This window comes from Bradyrhizobium sp. IC4059 (genome assembly GCF_020193615.1).
Lineage (GTDB): Bacteria > Pseudomonadota > Alphaproteobacteria > Rhizobiales > Xanthobacteraceae > Bradyrhizobium > Bradyrhizobium yuanmingense.
The window spans coordinates 204,055-222,412 of the sequence record NZ_JADYVH010000006.1 but is presented as its reverse complement, the minus strand read 5'-3'; the positions used below and the strand labels follow the sequence as shown (position 1 = coordinate 222,412).

Here is an 18,358-nt window from a genome sequence, read left to right as displayed (position 1 = left end):
ATCGGTTTGGCTCTACAACACCCTCCGCTTGTCCCGTCCGCGCCAATGCAATGCGCGTTCCATCTTTCCAAGCTTGAGAGACATTGAGATGAATCCTGCCAATCTTCCCTTTGATTCCGAGGCCATGCTCGAAGGCCTGCGCGGCTGGATCGAATGCGAAAGCCCCACCTGGGATGCCGGTGCCGTGGACCGCATGCTCGATATCGCAGCGCGAGATATGGCGATCATGGGTGCGACGATCGAGCGCATCGCCGGCCGCCAGGGCTTCGGCGGGGTCATCCGCGCGCGTTTCCCCCATCCGAAGCAGGGCGAGCCCGGCATCCTGATCGCCGGGCACATGGATACCGTCCACCCGGTCGGCACCATCGAGAAGCTGAAATGGCGGCGCGAGGGCAACAAGTGCTATGGCCCCGGCATCTACGACATGAAGGGCGGCAACTACCTCTCGCTGGAAGCCATCCGCCAGCTGGCACGCGCCTCGTTCACGACCCCATTGCCGATCACCGTGCTGTTCACGCCGGATGAGGAAGTCGGCACGCCCTCCACGCGCGACATCATCGAGGCGGAAGCCGCGCGCAACAAATACGTGCTGGTGCCGGAGCCCGGCCGCGCCGACAACGGCGTCACCACCGGACGTTACGCCATCGCACGCTTCAACCTCGAAGCGACGGGCCGGCCGAGCCACGCCGGCGCGACGCTGTCCTCGGGACGCTCGGCGATCCGCGAGATGGCGCGACAGATCCTCGCGATCGACGCCATGACGACGGAGGACTGCACCTTCTCGGTCGGCGTCGTGCATGGCGGCCAATGGGTCAATTGCGTTGCTACCACGGCGACGGGCGAGGCGCTCTCCATGGCCAAGCGCCAGGCCGATCTCGACCGCGGCGTCGAGCGGATGCTGGCGTTGTCCGGCACCAGCAACGACGTCAGCTTCAAGGTCACGCGCGGCGTGACGCGGCCGGTCTGGGAGCCCAATGCCGGCACCATGGCGCTGTACGAGAAGGCCCGCGGCATTGCCAAATCTCTCGGCATGGAATTACCGCATGCAAGCTCCGGCGGCGGCTCGGACGGCAACTTCACCGGCGCGATGGGAATCCCCACGCTCGACGGCCTCGGTGTGCGCGGCGGCAATGTCCACACGCTCGAAGAGTATATCGAAGTCGAGAGTCTCGCTGAGCGAGGACGGCTGATGGCGGGGCTGCTGGCGACGCTGGAGTGATCGCGAAGCGATCCCGTAGGTGGGCAAAAGGCGCAAAGCGCCGTGCCCACCGTTTTCCCGACCGAAAGCAGGTGGGCACGCTCCGCTTTGCCCACCCTACGAAGATTGGCTGCACCGCAAAAACTGTGGCCCTCGTGGCACGGGAATTGCTGAAATGTTAGGCTGATGGCAGGCTGGCCGAAGAGCCCTGCCCAATTTGACTCTAAACTGACGGATCCAACTTGCTCGGATATCTCCTTCGCCGAATTCTCGCCGCCGTGCCCGTGATGGGCGTGGTCGCGCTGTTCGTTTTCCTCCTGCTCCGCCTCACCCCCGGCGATCCCGCCGCGATCCTCGCCGGCGACAACGCGACCCCGGAACGGCTGGAGCGCATCCGCGAATCGCTCGGCCTCAACGAGCCGCTGATCGTGCAGTTCGTCACCTGGGTGAACAAGCTGCTGCACGGCGACCTCGGGACGTCGCTGATCTCCAATTTGCCGGTGATGAAGATGATCGGCCAGCGCGTCGAGCCGTCGATCTCGATCGCGTTGTGCACCATCATCCTCGCCGTCGTCGTCGCAGTTCCCTTGGGGGTGATCGCGGCGTGGAAGCACGGCACCTGGATCGACCGTTTCGTGATGGGTCTGTCCGTGCTCGGCTTCTCGGTGCCGGTTTTCGTGGTCGGCTATGTCCTCATCCAGGTCTTCGCGATCGAGCTGCGCTGGGTGCCGGTGCAGGGCTTCCGTAGCATCTTCAACGGCTTCGGTCCGTTCTTCGAGCGCATGATCCTGCCGACCTGCGCGCTGTCCTTCATCTACGTCGCACTGATCGCGCGCATGACGCGTGCGGCGATGCTCGACGTGCTCGGCGAAGACTACGTGCGAACGGCGCGCGCGAAGGGCATCAACGAGGTTGCGGTGATGATGCGCCATGCTCTGCGCAACGCCGCCGTGCCCGTGATCACCGTGATCGGCACCGGCTTTGCGCTCTTGATCTCCGGCGTCGTCGTCACCGAGAGCGTGTTCAACATCCCCGGCATCGGGCGTCTCACCGTCGACGCGGTGCTGGCGCGCGACTATCCGGTGATCCAGGCGATGATCCTGCTGACCTCGCTGATCTACGTCGTCGTCAATCTTCTCATCGACGTCGCCTACACCCTGCTCGATCCCCGGATCCGGTACTGAGGCAAGGACAAGAACAAAATGTCGGTCGATACCCTTCCCCAGTCCTCCATTCCGATCACGTCGCCGCTGCGGCCGCGATTCGGATTCCTCACCTCGACCCCGATCATCGCCACCGCGACGTGCCTGCTCGCGCTGATCGTGGTGGTCTCGATCCTCGCGCCGCTGATCGCGCCGCATGATCCGATCCAGCTCGCCCCGTCGCAGCGGCTCAAGCCATCTTCCGCACAGTTCCTGCTCGGCACCGACGCCTACGGCCGCGACGTGTTGTCGCGCGTGATCTATGGCGGCCGCATCTCGCTTCTGATCGGCATCGGTGCGGCGATCCTGTCGATCGCCATCGGGCTGGCGATCGGCCTCGTCTCCGGCTTCTTCAAGCTGGTCGATTCCGTGATGATGCGCGTCATGGACGGCCTGATGGCAATGCCGAGCATCCTGCTCGCGATCGCCGTGGTGTCGCTGTCCGGCGCCAGCCTCTGGACCGTGCTGATCGCGATCACGATCCCCGAGATTCCGCGCGTTGCACGCCTGGTCCGCTCGGTCGTGCTGTCGGCGCGCGAGGAGCCTTACGTCGAGGCCGCGATCTCGGTCGGCTCGAGCCTGCCGAAGATCATGTGGCGCCACCTGATGCCGAACACGATCGCGCCGCTAATCGTCCAGGGCACCTATATCTGCGCCAGCGCCATCCTGACCGAGGCGATCCTCTCCTTCCTCGGCGCCGGCATCTCGCCGGAGACGCCGACCTGGGGCAACATCATGGCCGAGGGCCGCCAGTACTTCCAGATCAAGCCATCGCTGATCTTCTGGCCGGGCCTGCTGCTCTCCATCGCCATCCTCAGCATCAACCTGATCGGCGACGCCGCCCGCGACGCCCTCGATCCGCGCATGAAGCAGCGGGAGGGGAAGTGATGCGAGTAGCGTTGTCATTCCGGGGCGCGCGTAGCGCGAGCCCGGAATCCATTTCACCACGCGTGCTGCGGCCCGATGGATTCCGGGCTCGCGACTTTGTCGCGCCCCGGAATGACGGAGAGAATTGACGTGACCGACACCATCCTCGACATCAACAATCTCGTCGTCTCCATCGGCAAGCAGCCGAAAGGCGCCAACATCATCGACGGCATCTCGATCCAGGTGCGCGAGCGCGAGACGCTGTGCCTCGTCGGCGAGAGCGGCTCGGGCAAGTCGGTGACCTCGCTCACCACGATGGGCCTGTTGCCGAAGGGCACCCTGGTGCCAACCGGCGGCAGCGTGAAGCTGGTCGGCGAGGAGCTGCTCACCGCCACCGACCGCCGCCTGCGCCAGCTGCGCGCGACCAAGATGGCGATGATCTTCCAGGAGCCGATGACCGCGCTCAATCCGGTGGTTCCGGTCGGCCGCCAGATCGACGAGGTGCTCCGCGCCCACACCAAACTCGATGCCAAAGCGCGCAGGAAGCGCATTCTCGACATGATGGAGCAGGTCCACCTGCCCCAGGTCGAGCGCATCTTCGCCTCCTACCCGCACCGTCTCTCCGGCGGCCAGCGCCAGCGCATCATGATCGCGATGGCGCTGGTGCTGGAGCCGAAGCTGCTCATTGCCGACGAGCCGACCACCGCGCTCGACGTCACCACGCAGAAGCAGATCCTGTCCCTGATCCGCGAGCTCCAGCGCGATCACGGCACCGCCGTGCTGTTCATCACGCACGACATGGGCGTGGTGGCCGAGATTGCCGATCGCGTCGCGGTGATGCGGCAGGGCCGCCTGGTCGAGACCGGTCCGCTCGAGACCGTGCTGCGCAATCCGACCATGGAATACACCCGCAACCTGCTCTCCTCGGTGCCGAGCCTGGTGCCGCGCCCGCCGCGCGAGGAAACCCGCGAGCCCGTGGTGCTGGAGGCCAACGAGCTCGGCAAGGTCTACAAGGAGCGCGCCTTCTTCGGCAAAGGCCGCGAGGTCGTCGCTGCCGACAAGGTCACGTTGACCCTGCGCAAGGGCCGCACGCTCGGCATCGTCGGCGAAAGCGGCTCGGGCAAGTCGACGGTTGCGCGCTGCATCGTGCGCCTGATCGATCCGACTTCCGGCGGCGTGCGCCTCGCCGGCCGCGAGATCGCCGACATCTCGCGCCGCCTGTTGCAGCCGCATCGGCAGAAGATCCAGATCGTATTCCAGGATCCCTATCGTTCGCTCAATCCGCGCGTCACCGTCGGCGAGAGCATCGCCGAAGGCCCGGTCAATTACGGCGTGGCGCACGCCGACGCGATGAAGCGGGCGCGCGAGTTGCTCGAGCTGGTTGGCCTGCCGCCGGATGCAGTGTCGCGCTATCCGCACCAATTCTCCGGCGGCCAGCGCCAGCGCATCGCGATCGCCCGGGCGCTCGCGCTCGATCCGGACGTGCTGGTCGCGGATGAAGCGGTCTCCGCGCTCGACGTCTCGGTGCAGGCGCAGGTGCTGGAGCTCCTGGACGAGATCCAGAAGCGGCTCGGCATCGCCATCCTGTTCATCACCCACGATTTGCGTGTCGCAGCCCAGATCTGCGACGAGGTGGTGGTGATGCAGCACGGCCGCGTCGTGGAACAGGGACCGGCCGCCGAAGTGCTGACGCATCCTAAGGAGGCCTACACCAAGGCGCTGCTGGATGCGGCGCCCGGGCGGGGTTGGGATTTTGCGAACTTCAGGCCGGTGGCCGAGGGCGTGGGGGCGACACTGTAGCTCTCTCCTCTGTCATTCCGGGGCATCGCGAAGCGATGAGCTATGGTGCGCAATTGCGCACCTGAGAATCCATTTAGCCGCGGACTCTGTCGCACGATGGATTCCGGGCTCGCGCCCAAGAGGGCGCGCCCCGGAATGACGGCGGAGTATGGGGCGCAGCATTCCCAAATCGTCTTGACCCTATGCACGTCGCGAGTGCTTCCTCACCTTGCCCTCCTCGCAAGGGCAAGGCTAACGTCGCGCACTTTCAATCGGGACTGAACTGAATGACACGTATTGCCGTCGGCGGCTTCCTGCACGAGACCAACACCTTCGCTCCGACGAAGGCGACATTCGCGGACTTCCAGCATGGCGGCGGCTGGCCGGCGATGACTGAAGGTGCCGACGTGTTGAAGGTGATGCGCCGCATCAATGTCGGGCTCGCCGGTTTCGTCGACAGCGCCGAGGCGAACCGCTGGGAACTCATTCCGACCATCGCCTGCGGCGCGAGCCCGTCGGCGCATGTCACCGAAGACGCATTCGAGCGCATCGTGAAGGTCATGGTCGACGGCATCGCCGCCGCCGGCCCGATCGACGCCGTCTATCTCGACCTGCACGGCGCGATGGTGACCGAGCATCTCGACGACGGCGAAGGCGAGATCTTGGCGCGCGTGCGCCGCGTCATCGGTAAGGATGTTCCGCTGGTCACCAGCCTCGATCTCCACGCCAACGTCACGCCCGAGATGATGGAGCATGCCGACGCGCTGATCGCCTACCGCACCTATCCGCATGTCGACATGGCCGAGACCGGCCGCGCCTGCGCGCGCCATCTCGCGCTGCTGCTGCAGACGAAGCAGCGCTTCGCAAAGGCCTTCCGGCAATTGCCATTCCTGATCCCGATCAGCTGGCAATGCACCAACGACCAGCCCACCAAAGGCATCTACGAAAGACTCGCCGCGCTGGAGAGCGATGCCGTTCCCACCCTCTCTTTCGCGCCCGGTTTTCCCGCCGCCGATTTCCGCGACTGCGGCCCCAGCGTGTTCGCCTACGGCAAGACGCAACACGACGCCGATCGTGCGGCCGACGCGCTTCTGAAGCTGATCGAAAGCCACGAGAACGATTTCGACGGCAAGATCTGGACGCCCGACGACGGCGTGCGCCACGCCATGGAACTTGCCAAGGGCGCGCGCAAGCCGATCATCATCGCCGACACCCAGGACAATCCGGGCGCCGGCGGCGATTCCGACACCACGGGCATGCTGCGCGCGCTGGTGCGCAACAAGGCGAGTGCCGCAACCGGCGCGATCTACGATCCGGAATCGGCCAAGGCCGCGCACGCAGCCGGCGTCGGCGCCACCGTGACGCTGTCGCTCGGCGGCAAGTCCGGCATCCCCGGCGACGAGCCCTATAGCGAGACCTTCGTGGTCGAGCAGCTCTCGGACGGCCGCTTCATCGCGCCCGGTCCCTATTACGGCGGCCGCGAGATGGAGATGGGCCCGTCCGCAGCCTTGCGCATCGGCGATGTCCGCATCGTCGTCTCTTCGCACAAGGCCCAGCTCGCCGACCAGGCGATGTACCGCTATGTCGGCATCGAGCCGACCGAACAGAAAATCCTGGTCAACAAGAGCTCGGTGCATTTCCGCGCCGATTTCGAGCCGATCGCCGAGAAGCTGATGATCTGTGCCGCGCCCGGTGCGATGCCGGCCGACACCGCTTCGCTACCCTGGACGCGCCTGCGCCCGGGCATCCGCATCAAGCCGAACGGCCCCGTATTCACGCCTCCCTCACGCTAACCGGACAGGACCACATGCCCACGATCGATCGCATCGACGGCTACGCCGACGAGCTCACCGCAATCAGGCGCGACCTCCACGCCCATCCCGAGATCGGCTTCGAGGAAGTGCGCACCTCCGGCATCGTCGCCGACAAGCTGAAGAGCTGGGGCATCGAAGTGCATCGCGGCCTCGGCGGCACCGGCGTGATCGGCGTCATCAAGGGCAAGGGCACCGGCAGCAAGCGCATCGGGCTGCGCGCCGACATGGACGCGCTGCCGATGGAAGAGAACACCAATCTGAAGTGGAGCTCGAAGATCCCCGGCCGCTTCCACGGCTGCGGCCATGACGGCCACACCACCATGCTGCTCGGCACCGCGCGCTATCTCGCCGAGACCCGGAATTTCGACGGCACCGTGCATCTGATCTTCCAGCCGGCCGAGGAAGGCCTCGGCGGCGCCCGCGCCATGATCAAGGACGGGCTGTTCGAGAAATTTCCCTGCGACGAGCTCTACGGCCTGCACAACGCGCCCGACCTCAACCATGGCGAGATCGCGATCCTGCCGGGCCCGGCCATGGCCAGTGCCGACTTCTTCGACCTGCGCATCACCGGCTACGGCGCGCATGGCGCGATGCCCGAGCGCTCCAAGGACGCGGTTGTCATTGCGACCACACTGGCGCAGGCGATCCAGACCATCGTCAGCCGCAACGTCGACCCGCTGCAAGCCGCGGTGATCTCGATCACCCAGATCCATGCCGGCTCGGCTTACAACGTCATTCCGGGCGATGCGCATCTGTGCGGCACCATCCGCACCTTCTCGAACGAAGTCCGCGCCCTGATCGCCGAGCGCATCCGCACCATCTGCGCCGGCATCGCCGCCGCCTATCAGTGCACGATCGAAGCCGACATCCGCGACACGTTCGGCGTTCTGGTCAACCAGGTCGAGCAGTCCAAGGTGGTCGAGGAGGTCGCGCGCACCATCGTCGATCCCGCCAACGTGATCACCCGCATCCAGCCGAAGATGGGCAGCGAGGATTTCGCCGACATGCTGGAGACGATTCCCGGCGCTTACTTCTGGGTCGGCCATGACGGCTCGGTGCCCGTGCACAATCCCGGCTTCGTGCTCGACGACAAGATCCTGCCGATCGGTGCCAGCATGTTCGCCCGCATCGTCGAGACGCGCATGCCGGTGGGTGGCAATGCATAAAAAGAGCGTCGAGGAAGCGGTCACCTCGCTGCACGATCTGTCCGCGGTCGACCTGATCGCGGGTTATCGTGCCAAGCAGTTCTCGCCGAGCGAGGTGCTGGAGGACGTGCTCGCGCATGTCGCGGCGTGGGAACCGCATCTGAAGGCGCTCTATGCGTTCGACCCCGATGCCGCGCGCGAGGCCGCAAAGGCCTCGACCGCGCGCTGGACCGGCGGCGAGCCCTCCGGGCCGCTCGACGGCGTGCCCGTGACGGTGAAGGACAACATCGCGACCAAGGGCGTGCCGGTGCCGCTGGGGGCAGCCAGCGTCAAGCTCGTGCCGGCCGAGAAGGACGCGCCGCCCGCTGCGCGGCTGCGTGAGGCCGGCAGCATCATCTTCGCCAAGACCACCATGCCCGATTACGGCATGCTGTCCTCCGGGCTCTCCTCGTTCCATGCGCTCGCGCGCAACCCGTGGGATCTCAGCAAGAACCCGGGCGGCTCCAGCGCCGGCGCAGGCGCCGCCGCCGCGGCCGGCTACGGGCCCTTGCATCTCGGCACCGATATCGGCGGCTCGGTTCGCCTGCCCGCCGGCTGGTGCGGCCTCGTCGGCCTGAAGCCGAGTTTTGGCCGGGTGCCGATCGACCCCACCTATGTCGGCCGTGTCGCCGGCCCGATGACCCGCACGGTCGACGATTGCGCGCTGATGATGAGCGCGATCGCAAAGCCCGACCGCCGCGACGGCATGAGCCTGCCGGCCGAGCTGCTGAACTGGAAGGGGCTGGAGAAATCTCCGCGAAAACTACGCATCGGGTTGATGCTCGATCCCGGCTGCGGCCTGGCGCTGGAGAAGCCGGTGCGCGAGGTCGCAGTGAAGGCCGCGAAGGCATTCGAGTCCGCAGGCAGCGTCGTCACCGAGGTCGACGGCATCCTCACGCGCGAGATGCTCGACGGTCTCGACAATTTCTGGCGCGCGCGGATGTGGGACGATCTGTCCAAGCTGACGCCGGCCGAGCAGGCCAAGGTGCTGCCCTATATCTTCAAGTGGGGCGAGTCCGGGGCCAAGCTCTCGGGCGTCGACGTCATCCGCGGCTTCAACCAGACCATGGCGATCCGCGCGGCTGCGGCGAAGCTCTTTTGCGAGCTGGACTATGTGATCTCGCCGACCGCGCCGAACGTGAACTTTCCGGCGGAATGGGCGTCGCCGACCAACGATCCCATGAAGCCGTTCGAGCACATCGCCTATACCGTGCCGTGGAATATGTCGGAGAACCCGGCGATCTCCCTCAACGGCGGCTTCGACACCAAGGGTTTTCCCATCGGCGTGCAGATCGTCGGCCGCCGCTTCGACGACATCGGCGTGCTCGGCATGGCCAAGGCCTTCGAAGGTCTGCGCGGCCCGCAGCGGCCCTGGCCGAAGCCGCCGGCCCAATAACGCACCGTCGTCATTCCGGGTTGCGCCCTCTTGGCGCAAGCCCGGAATCCATTCATCCGCAAGGAGTGTGGAGAAATGGATTCCGGGCTCGCGCTTCGCGCGCCCCGGAATGACGTGCTAGACAGACGGACAAAGAACCAAGGAAGAGGAAACCACCATGGCGTATGAGACCATCAAGTACGAGGTCGCCGATCAGATCCTCACCATCACGTTGAACCGGCCCGACAAGCTCAACGCCTTCAACGCGCAGATGCAAGCCGAACTGATCGACGCGTTCGACACCGCCGACAAGGATGATAACGTCCGCGCCATCATCGTCACCGGCGCCGGCCGCGGCTTTTGCGCGGGCGCCGATCTCTCCTCCGGTGCCGACACGTTCGATCGCGACGCGCGGCGCGGGCCGGTCAAGCGTTTTGCCGACGGCAAGGTCGACTATAGCGACCCGCAGGTGCGTGACGGCGGCGGCCAAGTGACGTTGCGCATCTTCAAATGCCTCAAGCCCGTGATCGCGGCGGTGAACGGCCCGGCCGTCGGCATCGGCGTCACCATGCAGCTCGCGATGGACATCCGCATCGCCTCAGAGGCCGCGCGCTTCGGCTTCGTGTTCTCCCAGCGCGGCATCGTGCCCGAGGCGGCCTCGAGCTGGTTCCTGCCGCGCATCGTCGGCATCTCGCAGGCGCTGGAATGGTGCTATTCGGGCCGTGTCTTCCCGGCGCAGGAAGCGCTTGCGGGCCGCCTCGTCAGCAAGGTCGTGGCCCCCGATGATCTGCTGCCGACCGCCCGAGCGCTCGCCAAGGAGTTTGCGGCAAAGACCGCGCCGGTGTCGGTCGCGCTGATCCGCCAGATGATGTGGCGCATGATGGGCGCCGACGATCCAATGGAAGCCCACAAGGTCGACAGCCGCGGCATCTACGCCCGCGGCCGCTCGGACGACGTCAAGGAAGGCGTGGTGTCGTTCCTGGAGAAGCGTCCCGCGCACTTCAAGAACAAGGTGTCCACCGACATGCCGGATTACTTCCCGTGGTGGACGGAGCGCGAGTACAAGTGACGAGCGCGTAGCGCGCCTTAACGCGCAACTCGGCTGTTTGATCCATGCCAAGTGCGCATGGACAGTCGGTCGACAGGCCTGCTGCATCGCAAAACCACCTTGCGCTATCGTTCGCATCGCACAGGGAAGCGATGCCGATGCAACTTTGCCTGCGAATGGCGGCTCTCGCGCCACTCGTCCTTGCCGGCTGTGCCGAGCAGGACGCCGAGTGGGCGCAGCGCGGACGAGCCAGCTTGATCGGTCTCGACCAGTCGGCGATCCGCATGTGCGCCGGCCTGCCGGCCGGAACCGCCAAGGACGGTTCGGGCGAGATCTGGATGTACGAGCACGCGGCGAGCCCTCCCGGCGGCATCGCGCCGCCCACGCTCACGCTTCCGCCCGGCCTGAATATCGGAGGCCAGGCGCCGTCGGGCTATTGTCGCGTGCAGTTGCGCTTTGCTCGCGGCAAGGTCACCGAGGTGCAATATGCCGGGAATACCGACATCGGAAATGCGCGTGACGCCGTCTGCGGCCAGATCGTGCGGACCTGCCTCGGCTATGCGCCGGGCGGCCGCGACACCGTCGCGCGGACGTCACATCAGTAGCGCGACGCGTCCGATCGCCTTGCGGTCGAGCAACAACCGCATCGCCTTCGCATAGTCCTTAAGCGGCAGGCGGTGCGAGACGTTGGGGCGCAGCTTGCCCTCCTCCGCCCATTGCAAAAGCGCCTTCAGGCGGACCTCGCCGAGCGCAGGATTCTTCCGCACCGCTTCGCCGGCGCGTACGCCGAGCACGCTGGCGCCCTTGATCAGCAACAGATTGGTCTTGGCCGAGCCGATGCCGCCGGTGAAGCCGATCACCAGGAGCCGCGCGCCCCAGGCGATGCAGCGCATCGAGTCTTCAAAGACCTCGCCACCGACGGGGTCGAACACGACGTCGGCGCCGCGGCCGTCGGTGATGCGCTTGACGGCATCGCGGAACGGCTCGCGGTCGTAGCGGATGAGATGATCGGCGCCGCGCGATTTCGCGATTCCGAGCTTCTCGTCGCTGGAGGCGGTCGCGATCACGGTCGCGCCCAGCATCTTGCCGATCTCGACGGCGGCAAGGCCGACGCCGCCGCCGGCACCGTGGACCAGCAGCACCTCGCCCGGCGCGACCCGGCCGCGATCGATCAGCGCGTGATAGGCCGTGCCGTGGCCGGCGAGATAGGTGGCAGCCTCCGCATAGTCGAAGGTGGACGGCATGGGAGTGAGCTGCGACGGCATCACCACCGCTTCATCCGTGAAGGCACCAAAGCGCATCTTCACGATGACCTTGTCGCCGACGGCAACGCCGCTTGCCTCCGATGCCACCTCGGTGACGTCGCCGGCCGCTTCCATGCCCGGCGTGAACGGCAGCTCCGGCTTGAGCTGGTATTCGCCGGCGGCCATCAGCACGTCGGGGAAGTTCAGCCCGGCGGCGCGGATGGCGACGCGCACCTCGCCCGGCCTCAGCGCGCGCGACGGAAACTCCTCCAACAGCAAACGCTCGGGCGCGCCGAGTTCGCGGCAGACGACGGCGCGCACCATCAGGCCGCGCTCGCCTTGCTGCGCAAAAGCGCTTCGCGGATCAGCGGCAGGCGGTCATTGCCGAAATACATGTCGGTCTTGTTCACGAAGATCGTCGGCGAGCCGAAGCCGCCGCGCGCGATGACCTCCTCGGTATTGGCCTTGAGCTGGTCCTTGATGCCCTGCTCGGCAATACCGGCGAAGAACTTCTGCTCGTCGATGCCGACCCTCCTGCAGATCTCCGCAAGCACCGCGTCCTGCGAGATGTCCTTGTCCTCGCCCCAATAGGCCTCGAACACTGATGTCGCGAACGGCACCATGTCCTGACCGAGCCAGAGGCAGCCGCGCATCACCTTGACGCTGTTCACCGGGAACACCGTCGGTGGCATCTTGATGGGAAGACCCGCCGAACGTGCCCAGTCGGCGAGGTCCTTCTTCATGTAGCGCGCCTTCAGCGGCACCGGCTTCTCGCGCTGCGCGTAGACGCTCGGATTGACCGAATTGAAGATGCCGCCGACCAGGATCGGCCGCCAGGTGATGTCGGCTCCGAACTCCTTGGCGAGCGGTTGGATGTTGTGGAAGGCGAGATAGGTCCAGGGGCTGGAGCAGTCGAAGAAGAATTCGATCATGGGGGTTCCTTTTTGCTGTCATTCCGGGGCGCGCCCCCTTTGGCGCGAGCCCGGAATCCATTTCGCCTCTCGGTACGCTGCCTGATGGATTCCGGGTTCGCGCTTCGCGCGTCCCGGAATGACGAGTCACTTCCTTCCCAGCACTTCCTTAGCCCGTTGCCCGAACATGATCTTGCGTGATTCCTCGTCGAACGGCTCTTTCACGAATTTTCCGATCGCAAGCCCCGCCTGCACCTGCGGCCTTGCCCGGACCTCGGCATACCAGCGTTTCACATTGGGATAGTCGTCGAGCGTAAAACCCTGCGCCTTGTGGGTCATGGTCCAGGGGAAGCAGGCGATGTCGGCGATGGAATAGTCGCCGGCGACATAGGCGCCGGTCCTGGCCAATTGGCAATCGAGCACGCCGTAGAGCCGCGCCGCCTCGTCGCGATAGCGCTCGATTGCGTAAGGGATCTTCTCGGCCGCATAGAGCGCGAAATGGCCGTGCTGACCGAGCATCGGCCCGAGGCCCGCCATCTGCCACATCACCCATTGGATCGTGCTGGAGCGGCCGCGCCAATCGGCGGGCAGGAAGCGGCTGGTCTTCTCCGCGAGATAGATCAGGATCGCGCCGGTCTCGAACGCCGAGAACGGCGCGCCGCCATCAGCGGGCTCGTGGTCGACGATCGCGGGAATGCGGTTGTTCGGAGAGATCGCCAGGAACTCAGGATTGAACTGCTCGCCGGCGCGGATGTTCACGGGGATCACCCGATAGGGAAGCCCGAGCTCCTCCAGCATGATCGAGATTTTCCAGCCGTTCGGCGTCGGCGCGTAATAGAGGTCGATCATGGGCCTTCCCTTGCGCCGTCCCTATCGCTGCCGCCAGCCAATGACGACTTTTGTTGTTCTGTACCTCGACGTTAGGACATGGCAGGAAGGGGCGCAACAATCTGCCGGGAGGGCCGCCATGCTGTTTCCAACCACGATCGCCGGCTCCTTGCCGAAGCCGGAATGGCTCGCCGAGCCGAACATGCTCTGGGCGCCCTGGAAGTCCGAAGGCGACGAGTTGCTCCGCGCCAAGCGCGATGCGACGCTGATCTGGCTGAAGCTCCAGGAGGACGCCGGCATCGACATCGTCACCGAAGGCGAGCAGGCCCGGCAGCACTTCGTGCACGGTTTCCTGGAGAAGATCGAGGGCATCGATTTCGCCCACAAGGTCGAGATGGGCATCCGGAAAGACCGCTACAAGGCGATGGTGCCGCAGGTGGTCGCGCCGCTGCGGCTGAAGGACCGCGTCCATGCCTTCGAGGCGCGCGTCGCGCGCACGCACACCAGGAAGCAGCTGAAATTCACCCTGCCCGGCCCGATGACGATCATCGACACCATTGCCGACCGCTACTATGGCGACCGGGTCAAGATGGCCTTTGCCTTCGCCGAGCTCTTGAACGAGGAAGCCAGGGCCTTGCAGGCCGACGGCGTCGATCTCGTGCAATTCGACGAGCCCGCCTTCAACGTCTACATGGACGAGGTCAACGATTGGGGCATCAAGGCGCTGGAGCGCGCCGCACAGGGCCTCGCCTGCGCCACCGCCGTGCACATCTGCTACGGCTACGGCATCAAGGCCAATACGGACTGGAAGGAGACGCTCGGCAGCCAATGGCGGCAATACGAGCAGATCTTTCCGGCCATCGACGCAAGCCCGATCCAGCAGGTCGCGATCGAGTGCCGCAATTCCAAGGTGCCGCTCGACCTGCTCGCGCTGCTGAAGAACAAGATCGTGCAGGCCGGCGTGATCGACGTCGCCAGCGACATGGTGGAGACCGCCGAGGACGTCGTGAAGGTGATCGAGGCGGTGTCGCATTTCGTGCCCAAGAGCAACATCATCGCCACTACCAATTGCGGCATGGCGCCGATGCGGCGCGAGATCGCCGAAGCCAAGCTGATGGCGCTCGGCGCCGGCGCGGCGCTGGCGCGCGAGAGGCTGGGGTGATGGCGGTGATCCGCAGGTCGCTCGGCTAGTCCGGAGCGGTCGGATGCAACGCCGGTCGATATCCGGCGCTGAACGCCCGTAATGTGGATGGAGGCGTCAGCAGCATCGCACTCGACAGTTCGTGCTCGGTACGGGCATAGCCGGCTGGCGACCAAAGCAGCGGCCGGCCTTTCGTCACAAGATAGCTCTGCTCGCCCTGCTGCACCATCACGCCATCGGGTAAGTCTGCGAGCGGCCCTCGCAGTGGGTGCAGGCGCTTACGGCCGTGATCCAGACGCTCCAGGTGCAGCTTTGCGTCCATCGACTTTGCGCTCACCTTGCTTGCGCCGTTTCCCCTCTCCCATGCCGCGCGAAACCGGTGGGCATCGTCACGCCGGCAGAAGAAGCATGGGCGATGTCCGGCAGCAAAGGCGGTGGCTTCGTCGAGAAAGAACAGCTCGGTCCAGCTCCGCCGCGCCATCACCGGCCGCCGCCAGCCGCGGAATTCGCACAGGCATGTGATCCAGGCCGGCGTCGACCAGCGCTTCTTCAACAGCGTCTTCGTCGCGGGATCGTGGATGATGCCGCGATTGCCGGTGAACAGGCCGCGGTGTGGGGTGGCGATGATCTCGCCGGTGGGTGTGACGCGGTTTTGCAGGGGCATCGGTGTCTCAACCCGTCATTGCGAGGAGCCCTTCGCGACGAAGCAATCCAGGCTGCCTCCGCGGATACATTTCTGGATTGCTTCGCTTCGCTCGCAATGACGATCACGCCGCGCCGTCGCGCAGCGGCGGGTGGTAGGACAGTGCTGTGTCCCAGGGGAAGAAGATCCAGGTGTCCTGCGAGACTTCGGTGATGAAAGTGTCGACCAGCGGGCGTCCCATCGGCTTGGCGTAGACGGTGGCGAAATGCGCATCGGGCAGCATCTCGCGCACCATCCTGCCGGTCTTGCCGGTATCGACGAGGTCATCGACGATCAACAGGCCCTTGCCGGTGCCGCCGCCGAGCGTCATGGTCGCCTCGGAAATGCCCTTGAGCACCTGGAGCTCGCCCTGCTTGTTGTGGTCGTAGCTGGCGACGCAGACCGTATCGATGACGCGCACCCCTAACTCGCGCGCCACGATCGCGGCGGGCACCAGGCCGCCGCGGGTGATCGCAATCACCGCATGGAACGGACCGACCTCGTTGAGCCGCCAGGTCAGCGCCCGGCAATCCCGGTGGAACTGGTCCCACGAGACGGGGAAGGCCTTGCCTGCCCGCTCCTGCGCACTCAGTTCCGGTGCTTCACCAGCCATCGCCTATCTCCTGCAATCTCGTCCGGCAATTCCTGCTAGCGGTTGACGTTCAATCCCGCCAGCATTTCCTTCACCGCGGCCATTGCCGCCGCGAGCTTCTCGGGATCGCGCGAGCGCACCACCAGATTGGTGTTGGGCTTCTGCTCCTCGTCCATGAAGGGATAGCTGCCGATGATGGTGTCGGGATGGGCGGCGGCGATCGCCCGCAGCGGGCCGCCGATGTCGCCCTCGCGCGCATTGGCGCGGACCGAGTCCGACAGCATGCGCACGCCCGACTTCAGTTTGGGCGAGACGATGTCCATCATCGCCTGCATGATCGAGGGCACGCCGGCCATGACGATGACGTTGCCGATCTTGAAGCCGGGGGCGAGGATGGTCGCGCTCTGGATCAGCTCGGCGCCGTCGGGGATGCGGGCCATGCGCAGCCGGGCCTCGTTGAGGTCCTGCTCGCTCCAGCGCTCGCGGAAGCGGGCGACGACCTCCGGGTGATGGTCGATACCGACGCCGAACGCCTTGGCCACGGCATCAGCGGTGATGTCGTCATGAGTCGGCCCGATGCCGCCTGTGGTGAAGACGTAGGTGTAGCGATGCCGCAATGCATCCAGTGCAGCGATGATATCCGGCTCGTCGTCGGAGACGATGCGGACCTCCTTCAGGTCGATGCCGATATTGGTCAGGTATTCGGCGATGAAGCCGATATTCTTGTCCTTGGTCCGGCCGGACAGGATTTCGTCTCCGATGACCAGAATGCCCGCCGTGACGATCTCGCTCATGCCTTAAGTCCCTCACCTGTGACGCCGACTTTGCCGAGGTAACGCGTTGAAGTCACGCGGTTTTGCTTCTGAAATAAGCAGTCTTCAGCCATTTTTTCAGGCACGCCGCCGGCCGTCGCCGGCAAATGCCCCCTCTCCATGCTTATCGCGCTGGCCCGGCCCTTGCTACCACATGAAAGTCATGCACTGTTGACGCATGGCCACAGGACGTTGCGGTCTCATCAAGGCCGACGCGAACTGGCGCATGGCGCAACGCCTGGGGAGACAAGTCGGGATCTATGGCAGTCGCGTTTGACGAAATGAACATTCCCGGCGGGGACCTCCGCCCCGCCTATCAGGAGCTGGCGCGCTGGCTCAAGGAGACGCCTCCCGAGGCGCTCGAATATCGCCGCCAGGAAGCTGAGCTGCTGTTTCGCCGGATCGGCATCACCTTCGCGGTCTACGGCGATTCCGAGTCCACCGAGCGCCTGATCCCCTTCGACGTGATTCCGCGGATCATGTCCGGCAAGGAATGGGCGCGGCTGGAGAAGGGCCTGAAGCAACGCGTGCGCGCGCTCAACATGTTCCTGCGCGACATCTATCACGGCCGCGACATCCTCCGCGCCGACATCGTGCCCGACGATCTGATCTTCCAGAACCCGGTGTTCCGGCCCGAGATGAACGGCCAGCAGGTGCCGCACGACGTCTACGTGCACATCGCCGGCATCGACATCGTCCGGGTCGACGCCGAGGACTTCATCGTGCTGGAGGACAACGCCCGCACGCCGTCGGGCGTGTCCTACATGCTGGAAAACCGCGAGATCATGATGCGGCTGTTTCCGGATCTGTTCGCCCGCCACCGGGTGGCGCCGGTCGAGCGCTATCCGGACGAGCTGCTCGCAGCGCTCCGCTCGGTCGCGCCGCAAAGCGCCTCCGGCGAGCCGACGGTGGCGCTGCTCACCCCGGGCGTCTACAATTCGGCCTATTACGAGCACTCCTTCCTCGCCGACAAGCTCGGCATCGAGCTGGTCGAAGGCCGCGACCTCGTCGTCAAGAACAACGAAGTGTTCATGCGGACGACGGAAGGGCTGAAGCGGGTCGACGTGATCTATCGGCGCGTCGACGACGACTTCCTCGATCCCCTCACCTTCCGTCCCGATTCGGTGCTCGGCGTGCCCGGACTGATGTCGGCCTACGCGGCCGGTAACATCACGCTCGCCAACGCCGTCGGCACCGGCATCGCCGACGACAAGGCGATCTACTCCTACATGCCCGACATCGTGAAATTCTATCTCGGCGAGGAGCCGATCCTAAAGAACGTGCCGACCTGGCGCTGCCGCGAGCCGAAGGACCTCGCTTATGTGCTGGACAATCTAAGTGAGCTCGTCGTCAAGGAAGTGCACGGCTCCGGCGGCTACGGCATGCTGATCGGCCCCGCCGCGACCAAGGCGACGATCGAAGCGTTCCGCGACAAGCTCAAGCGCGAGCCGGAAGGTTTCATCGCCCAGCCGACCCTGGCGCTCTCGACCTGCCCGACCTGCACGGCGTCGGGCCTCGCTCCACGTCACGTCGATCTTCGCCCCTTCGTGCTCACGGGCAGCAAGAGCACGACCATCGTGCCGGGCGGGCTCACCCGCGTCGCGCTCAAGGAAGGCTCCCTGGTGGTGAACTCGAGCCAGGGCGGCGGCACCAAGGACACCTGGATTCTGGACGAGTAGAG

Annotated in this window: 17 protein-coding genes; 11 read left to right on the top strand and 6 right to left on the bottom strand. The window is 65.5% G+C overall.

Annotated elements, in window-relative coordinates; translation table 11 throughout:
- Window positions 1-88: 88 nt before the first annotated feature.
- The 9 genes from I6F12_RS20320 to I6F12_RS20280 all read left to right on the top strand — a co-directional run bounded on the left by I6F12_RS20320 (window position 89) and on the right by I6F12_RS20280 (window position 11,072).
- Window positions 89-1,219, top strand: coding sequence for a M20/M25/M40 family metallo-hydrolase (locus I6F12_RS20320; RefSeq protein WP_036015323.1), 1,131 nt, complete (start codon window positions 89-91; stop codon window positions 1,217-1,219).
- A gap of 221 nt (window positions 1,220-1,440) precedes the next feature.
- Window positions 1,441-2,382 carry an ABC transporter permease gene (locus I6F12_RS20315; RefSeq protein WP_225114725.1) on the top strand — a complete coding sequence of 314 codons (942 nt, stop codon included), beginning with the start codon at window positions 1,441-1,443 and terminating at the stop codon, window positions 2,380-2,382.
- Between the two features lie 18 nt (window positions 2,383-2,400).
- Entirely contained in the window at window positions 2,401-3,288 is an 888-nt protein-coding gene (locus tag I6F12_RS20310) for an ABC transporter permease (RefSeq protein WP_036029754.1), read from the top strand.
- Window positions 3,289-3,417: 129 nt separating this feature from the next.
- Complete coding sequence (locus I6F12_RS20305; RefSeq protein ID WP_225124813.1) at window positions 3,418-5,067, top strand: dipeptide ABC transporter ATP-binding protein; 1,650 nt, start codon at window positions 3,418-3,420, stop codon at window positions 5,065-5,067.
- Window positions 5,068-5,333: 266 nt separating this feature from the next.
- Window positions 5,334-6,839: a M81 family metallopeptidase gene (locus tag I6F12_RS20300; protein WP_225157090.1), complete on the top strand. Its 1,506-nt coding sequence runs from the start codon at window positions 5,334-5,336 to the stop codon at window positions 6,837-6,839.
- Window positions 6,840-6,853: 14 nt separating this feature from the next.
- Window positions 6,854-8,026, top strand: coding sequence for a M20 aminoacylase family protein (locus I6F12_RS20295; protein WP_036015333.1), 1,173 nt, complete (start codon window positions 6,854-6,856; stop codon window positions 8,024-8,026).
- Window positions 8,019-9,440 carry an amidase gene (locus tag I6F12_RS20290; RefSeq protein WP_225157089.1) on the top strand — a complete coding sequence of 474 codons (1,422 nt, stop codon included), beginning with the start codon at window positions 8,019-8,021 and terminating at the stop codon, window positions 9,438-9,440. The genes I6F12_RS20295 and I6F12_RS20290 overlap by 8 nt, the downstream gene beginning before the upstream one ends.
- Before the next feature lie 157 nt (window positions 9,441-9,597).
- Window positions 9,598-10,488, top strand: a complete 891-nt coding sequence (locus tag I6F12_RS20285) for a crotonase/enoyl-CoA hydratase family protein (RefSeq protein ID WP_036045899.1) — start codon at window positions 9,598-9,600, stop codon at window positions 10,486-10,488.
- A gap of 137 nt (window positions 10,489-10,625) precedes the next feature.
- Entirely contained in the window at window positions 10,626-11,072 is a 447-nt protein-coding gene (locus I6F12_RS20280; RefSeq protein WP_225114408.1) for a hypothetical protein, read from the top strand.
- On the opposite strand, the gene I6F12_RS20275 is transcribed toward I6F12_RS20280, so the two are convergent.
- The 3 genes from I6F12_RS20275 to I6F12_RS20265 form a co-directional block, all read right to left on the bottom strand.
- Complete coding sequence (locus tag I6F12_RS20275; protein ID WP_225157088.1) at window positions 11,061-12,035, bottom strand: NADPH:quinone oxidoreductase family protein; 975 nt, start codon at window positions 12,033-12,035, stop codon at window positions 11,061-11,063. The two genes, I6F12_RS20280 and I6F12_RS20275, sit on opposite strands and share 12 nt — an antisense overlap.
- Window positions 12,035-12,643, bottom strand: coding sequence for a 2-hydroxychromene-2-carboxylate isomerase (locus I6F12_RS20270; protein ID WP_225157087.1), 609 nt, complete (start codon window positions 12,641-12,643; stop codon window positions 12,035-12,037). The genes I6F12_RS20275 and I6F12_RS20270 overlap by 1 nt, the downstream gene beginning before the upstream one ends.
- Before the next feature lie 126 nt (window positions 12,644-12,769).
- Window positions 12,770-13,471, bottom strand: a complete 702-nt coding sequence (locus tag I6F12_RS20265; protein WP_225139803.1) for a glutathione S-transferase N-terminal domain-containing protein — start codon at window positions 13,469-13,471, stop codon at window positions 12,770-12,772.
- 118 nt (window positions 13,472-13,589) lie between these two features.
- Here I6F12_RS20265 and I6F12_RS20260 point away from each other — a divergent pair, with 118 nt between their 5' ends.
- Window positions 13,590-14,612, top strand: a complete 1,023-nt coding sequence (locus tag I6F12_RS20260) for a methionine synthase (protein WP_225157086.1) — start codon at window positions 13,590-13,592, stop codon at window positions 14,610-14,612.
- A gap of 25 nt (window positions 14,613-14,637) precedes the next feature.
- On the opposite strand, the gene I6F12_RS20255 is transcribed toward I6F12_RS20260, so the two are convergent.
- The 3 genes from I6F12_RS20255 to I6F12_RS20245 form a co-directional block, all read right to left on the bottom strand.
- The gene (locus I6F12_RS20255; protein ID WP_225157085.1) at window positions 14,638-15,255 is read right to left on the bottom strand and encodes a hypothetical protein; all 618 of its coding nucleotides are present in this window, start codon (window positions 15,253-15,255) and stop codon (window positions 14,638-14,640) included.
- A 103-nt stretch (window positions 15,256-15,358) separates the two neighbouring features.
- Window positions 15,359-15,886 (bottom strand): xanthine phosphoribosyltransferase, encoded by a 528-nt coding sequence (gene gpt, locus I6F12_RS20250; protein ID WP_036015348.1) that lies wholly within the window; start codon window positions 15,884-15,886, stop codon window positions 15,359-15,361.
- Between the two features lie 35 nt (window positions 15,887-15,921).
- Window positions 15,922-16,659, bottom strand: coding sequence for a molybdopterin-binding protein (locus tag I6F12_RS20245; protein WP_036046217.1), 738 nt, complete (start codon window positions 16,657-16,659; stop codon window positions 15,922-15,924).
- Window positions 16,660-16,937: 278 nt separating this feature from the next.
- On the opposite strand from I6F12_RS20245, the gene I6F12_RS20240 reads away from it, so the two are divergent.
- Window positions 16,938-18,356, top strand: coding sequence for a circularly permuted type 2 ATP-grasp protein (locus tag I6F12_RS20240; RefSeq protein WP_036015353.1), 1,419 nt, complete (start codon window positions 16,938-16,940; stop codon window positions 18,354-18,356).
- Window positions 18,357-18,358: the final 2 nt, after the last annotated feature.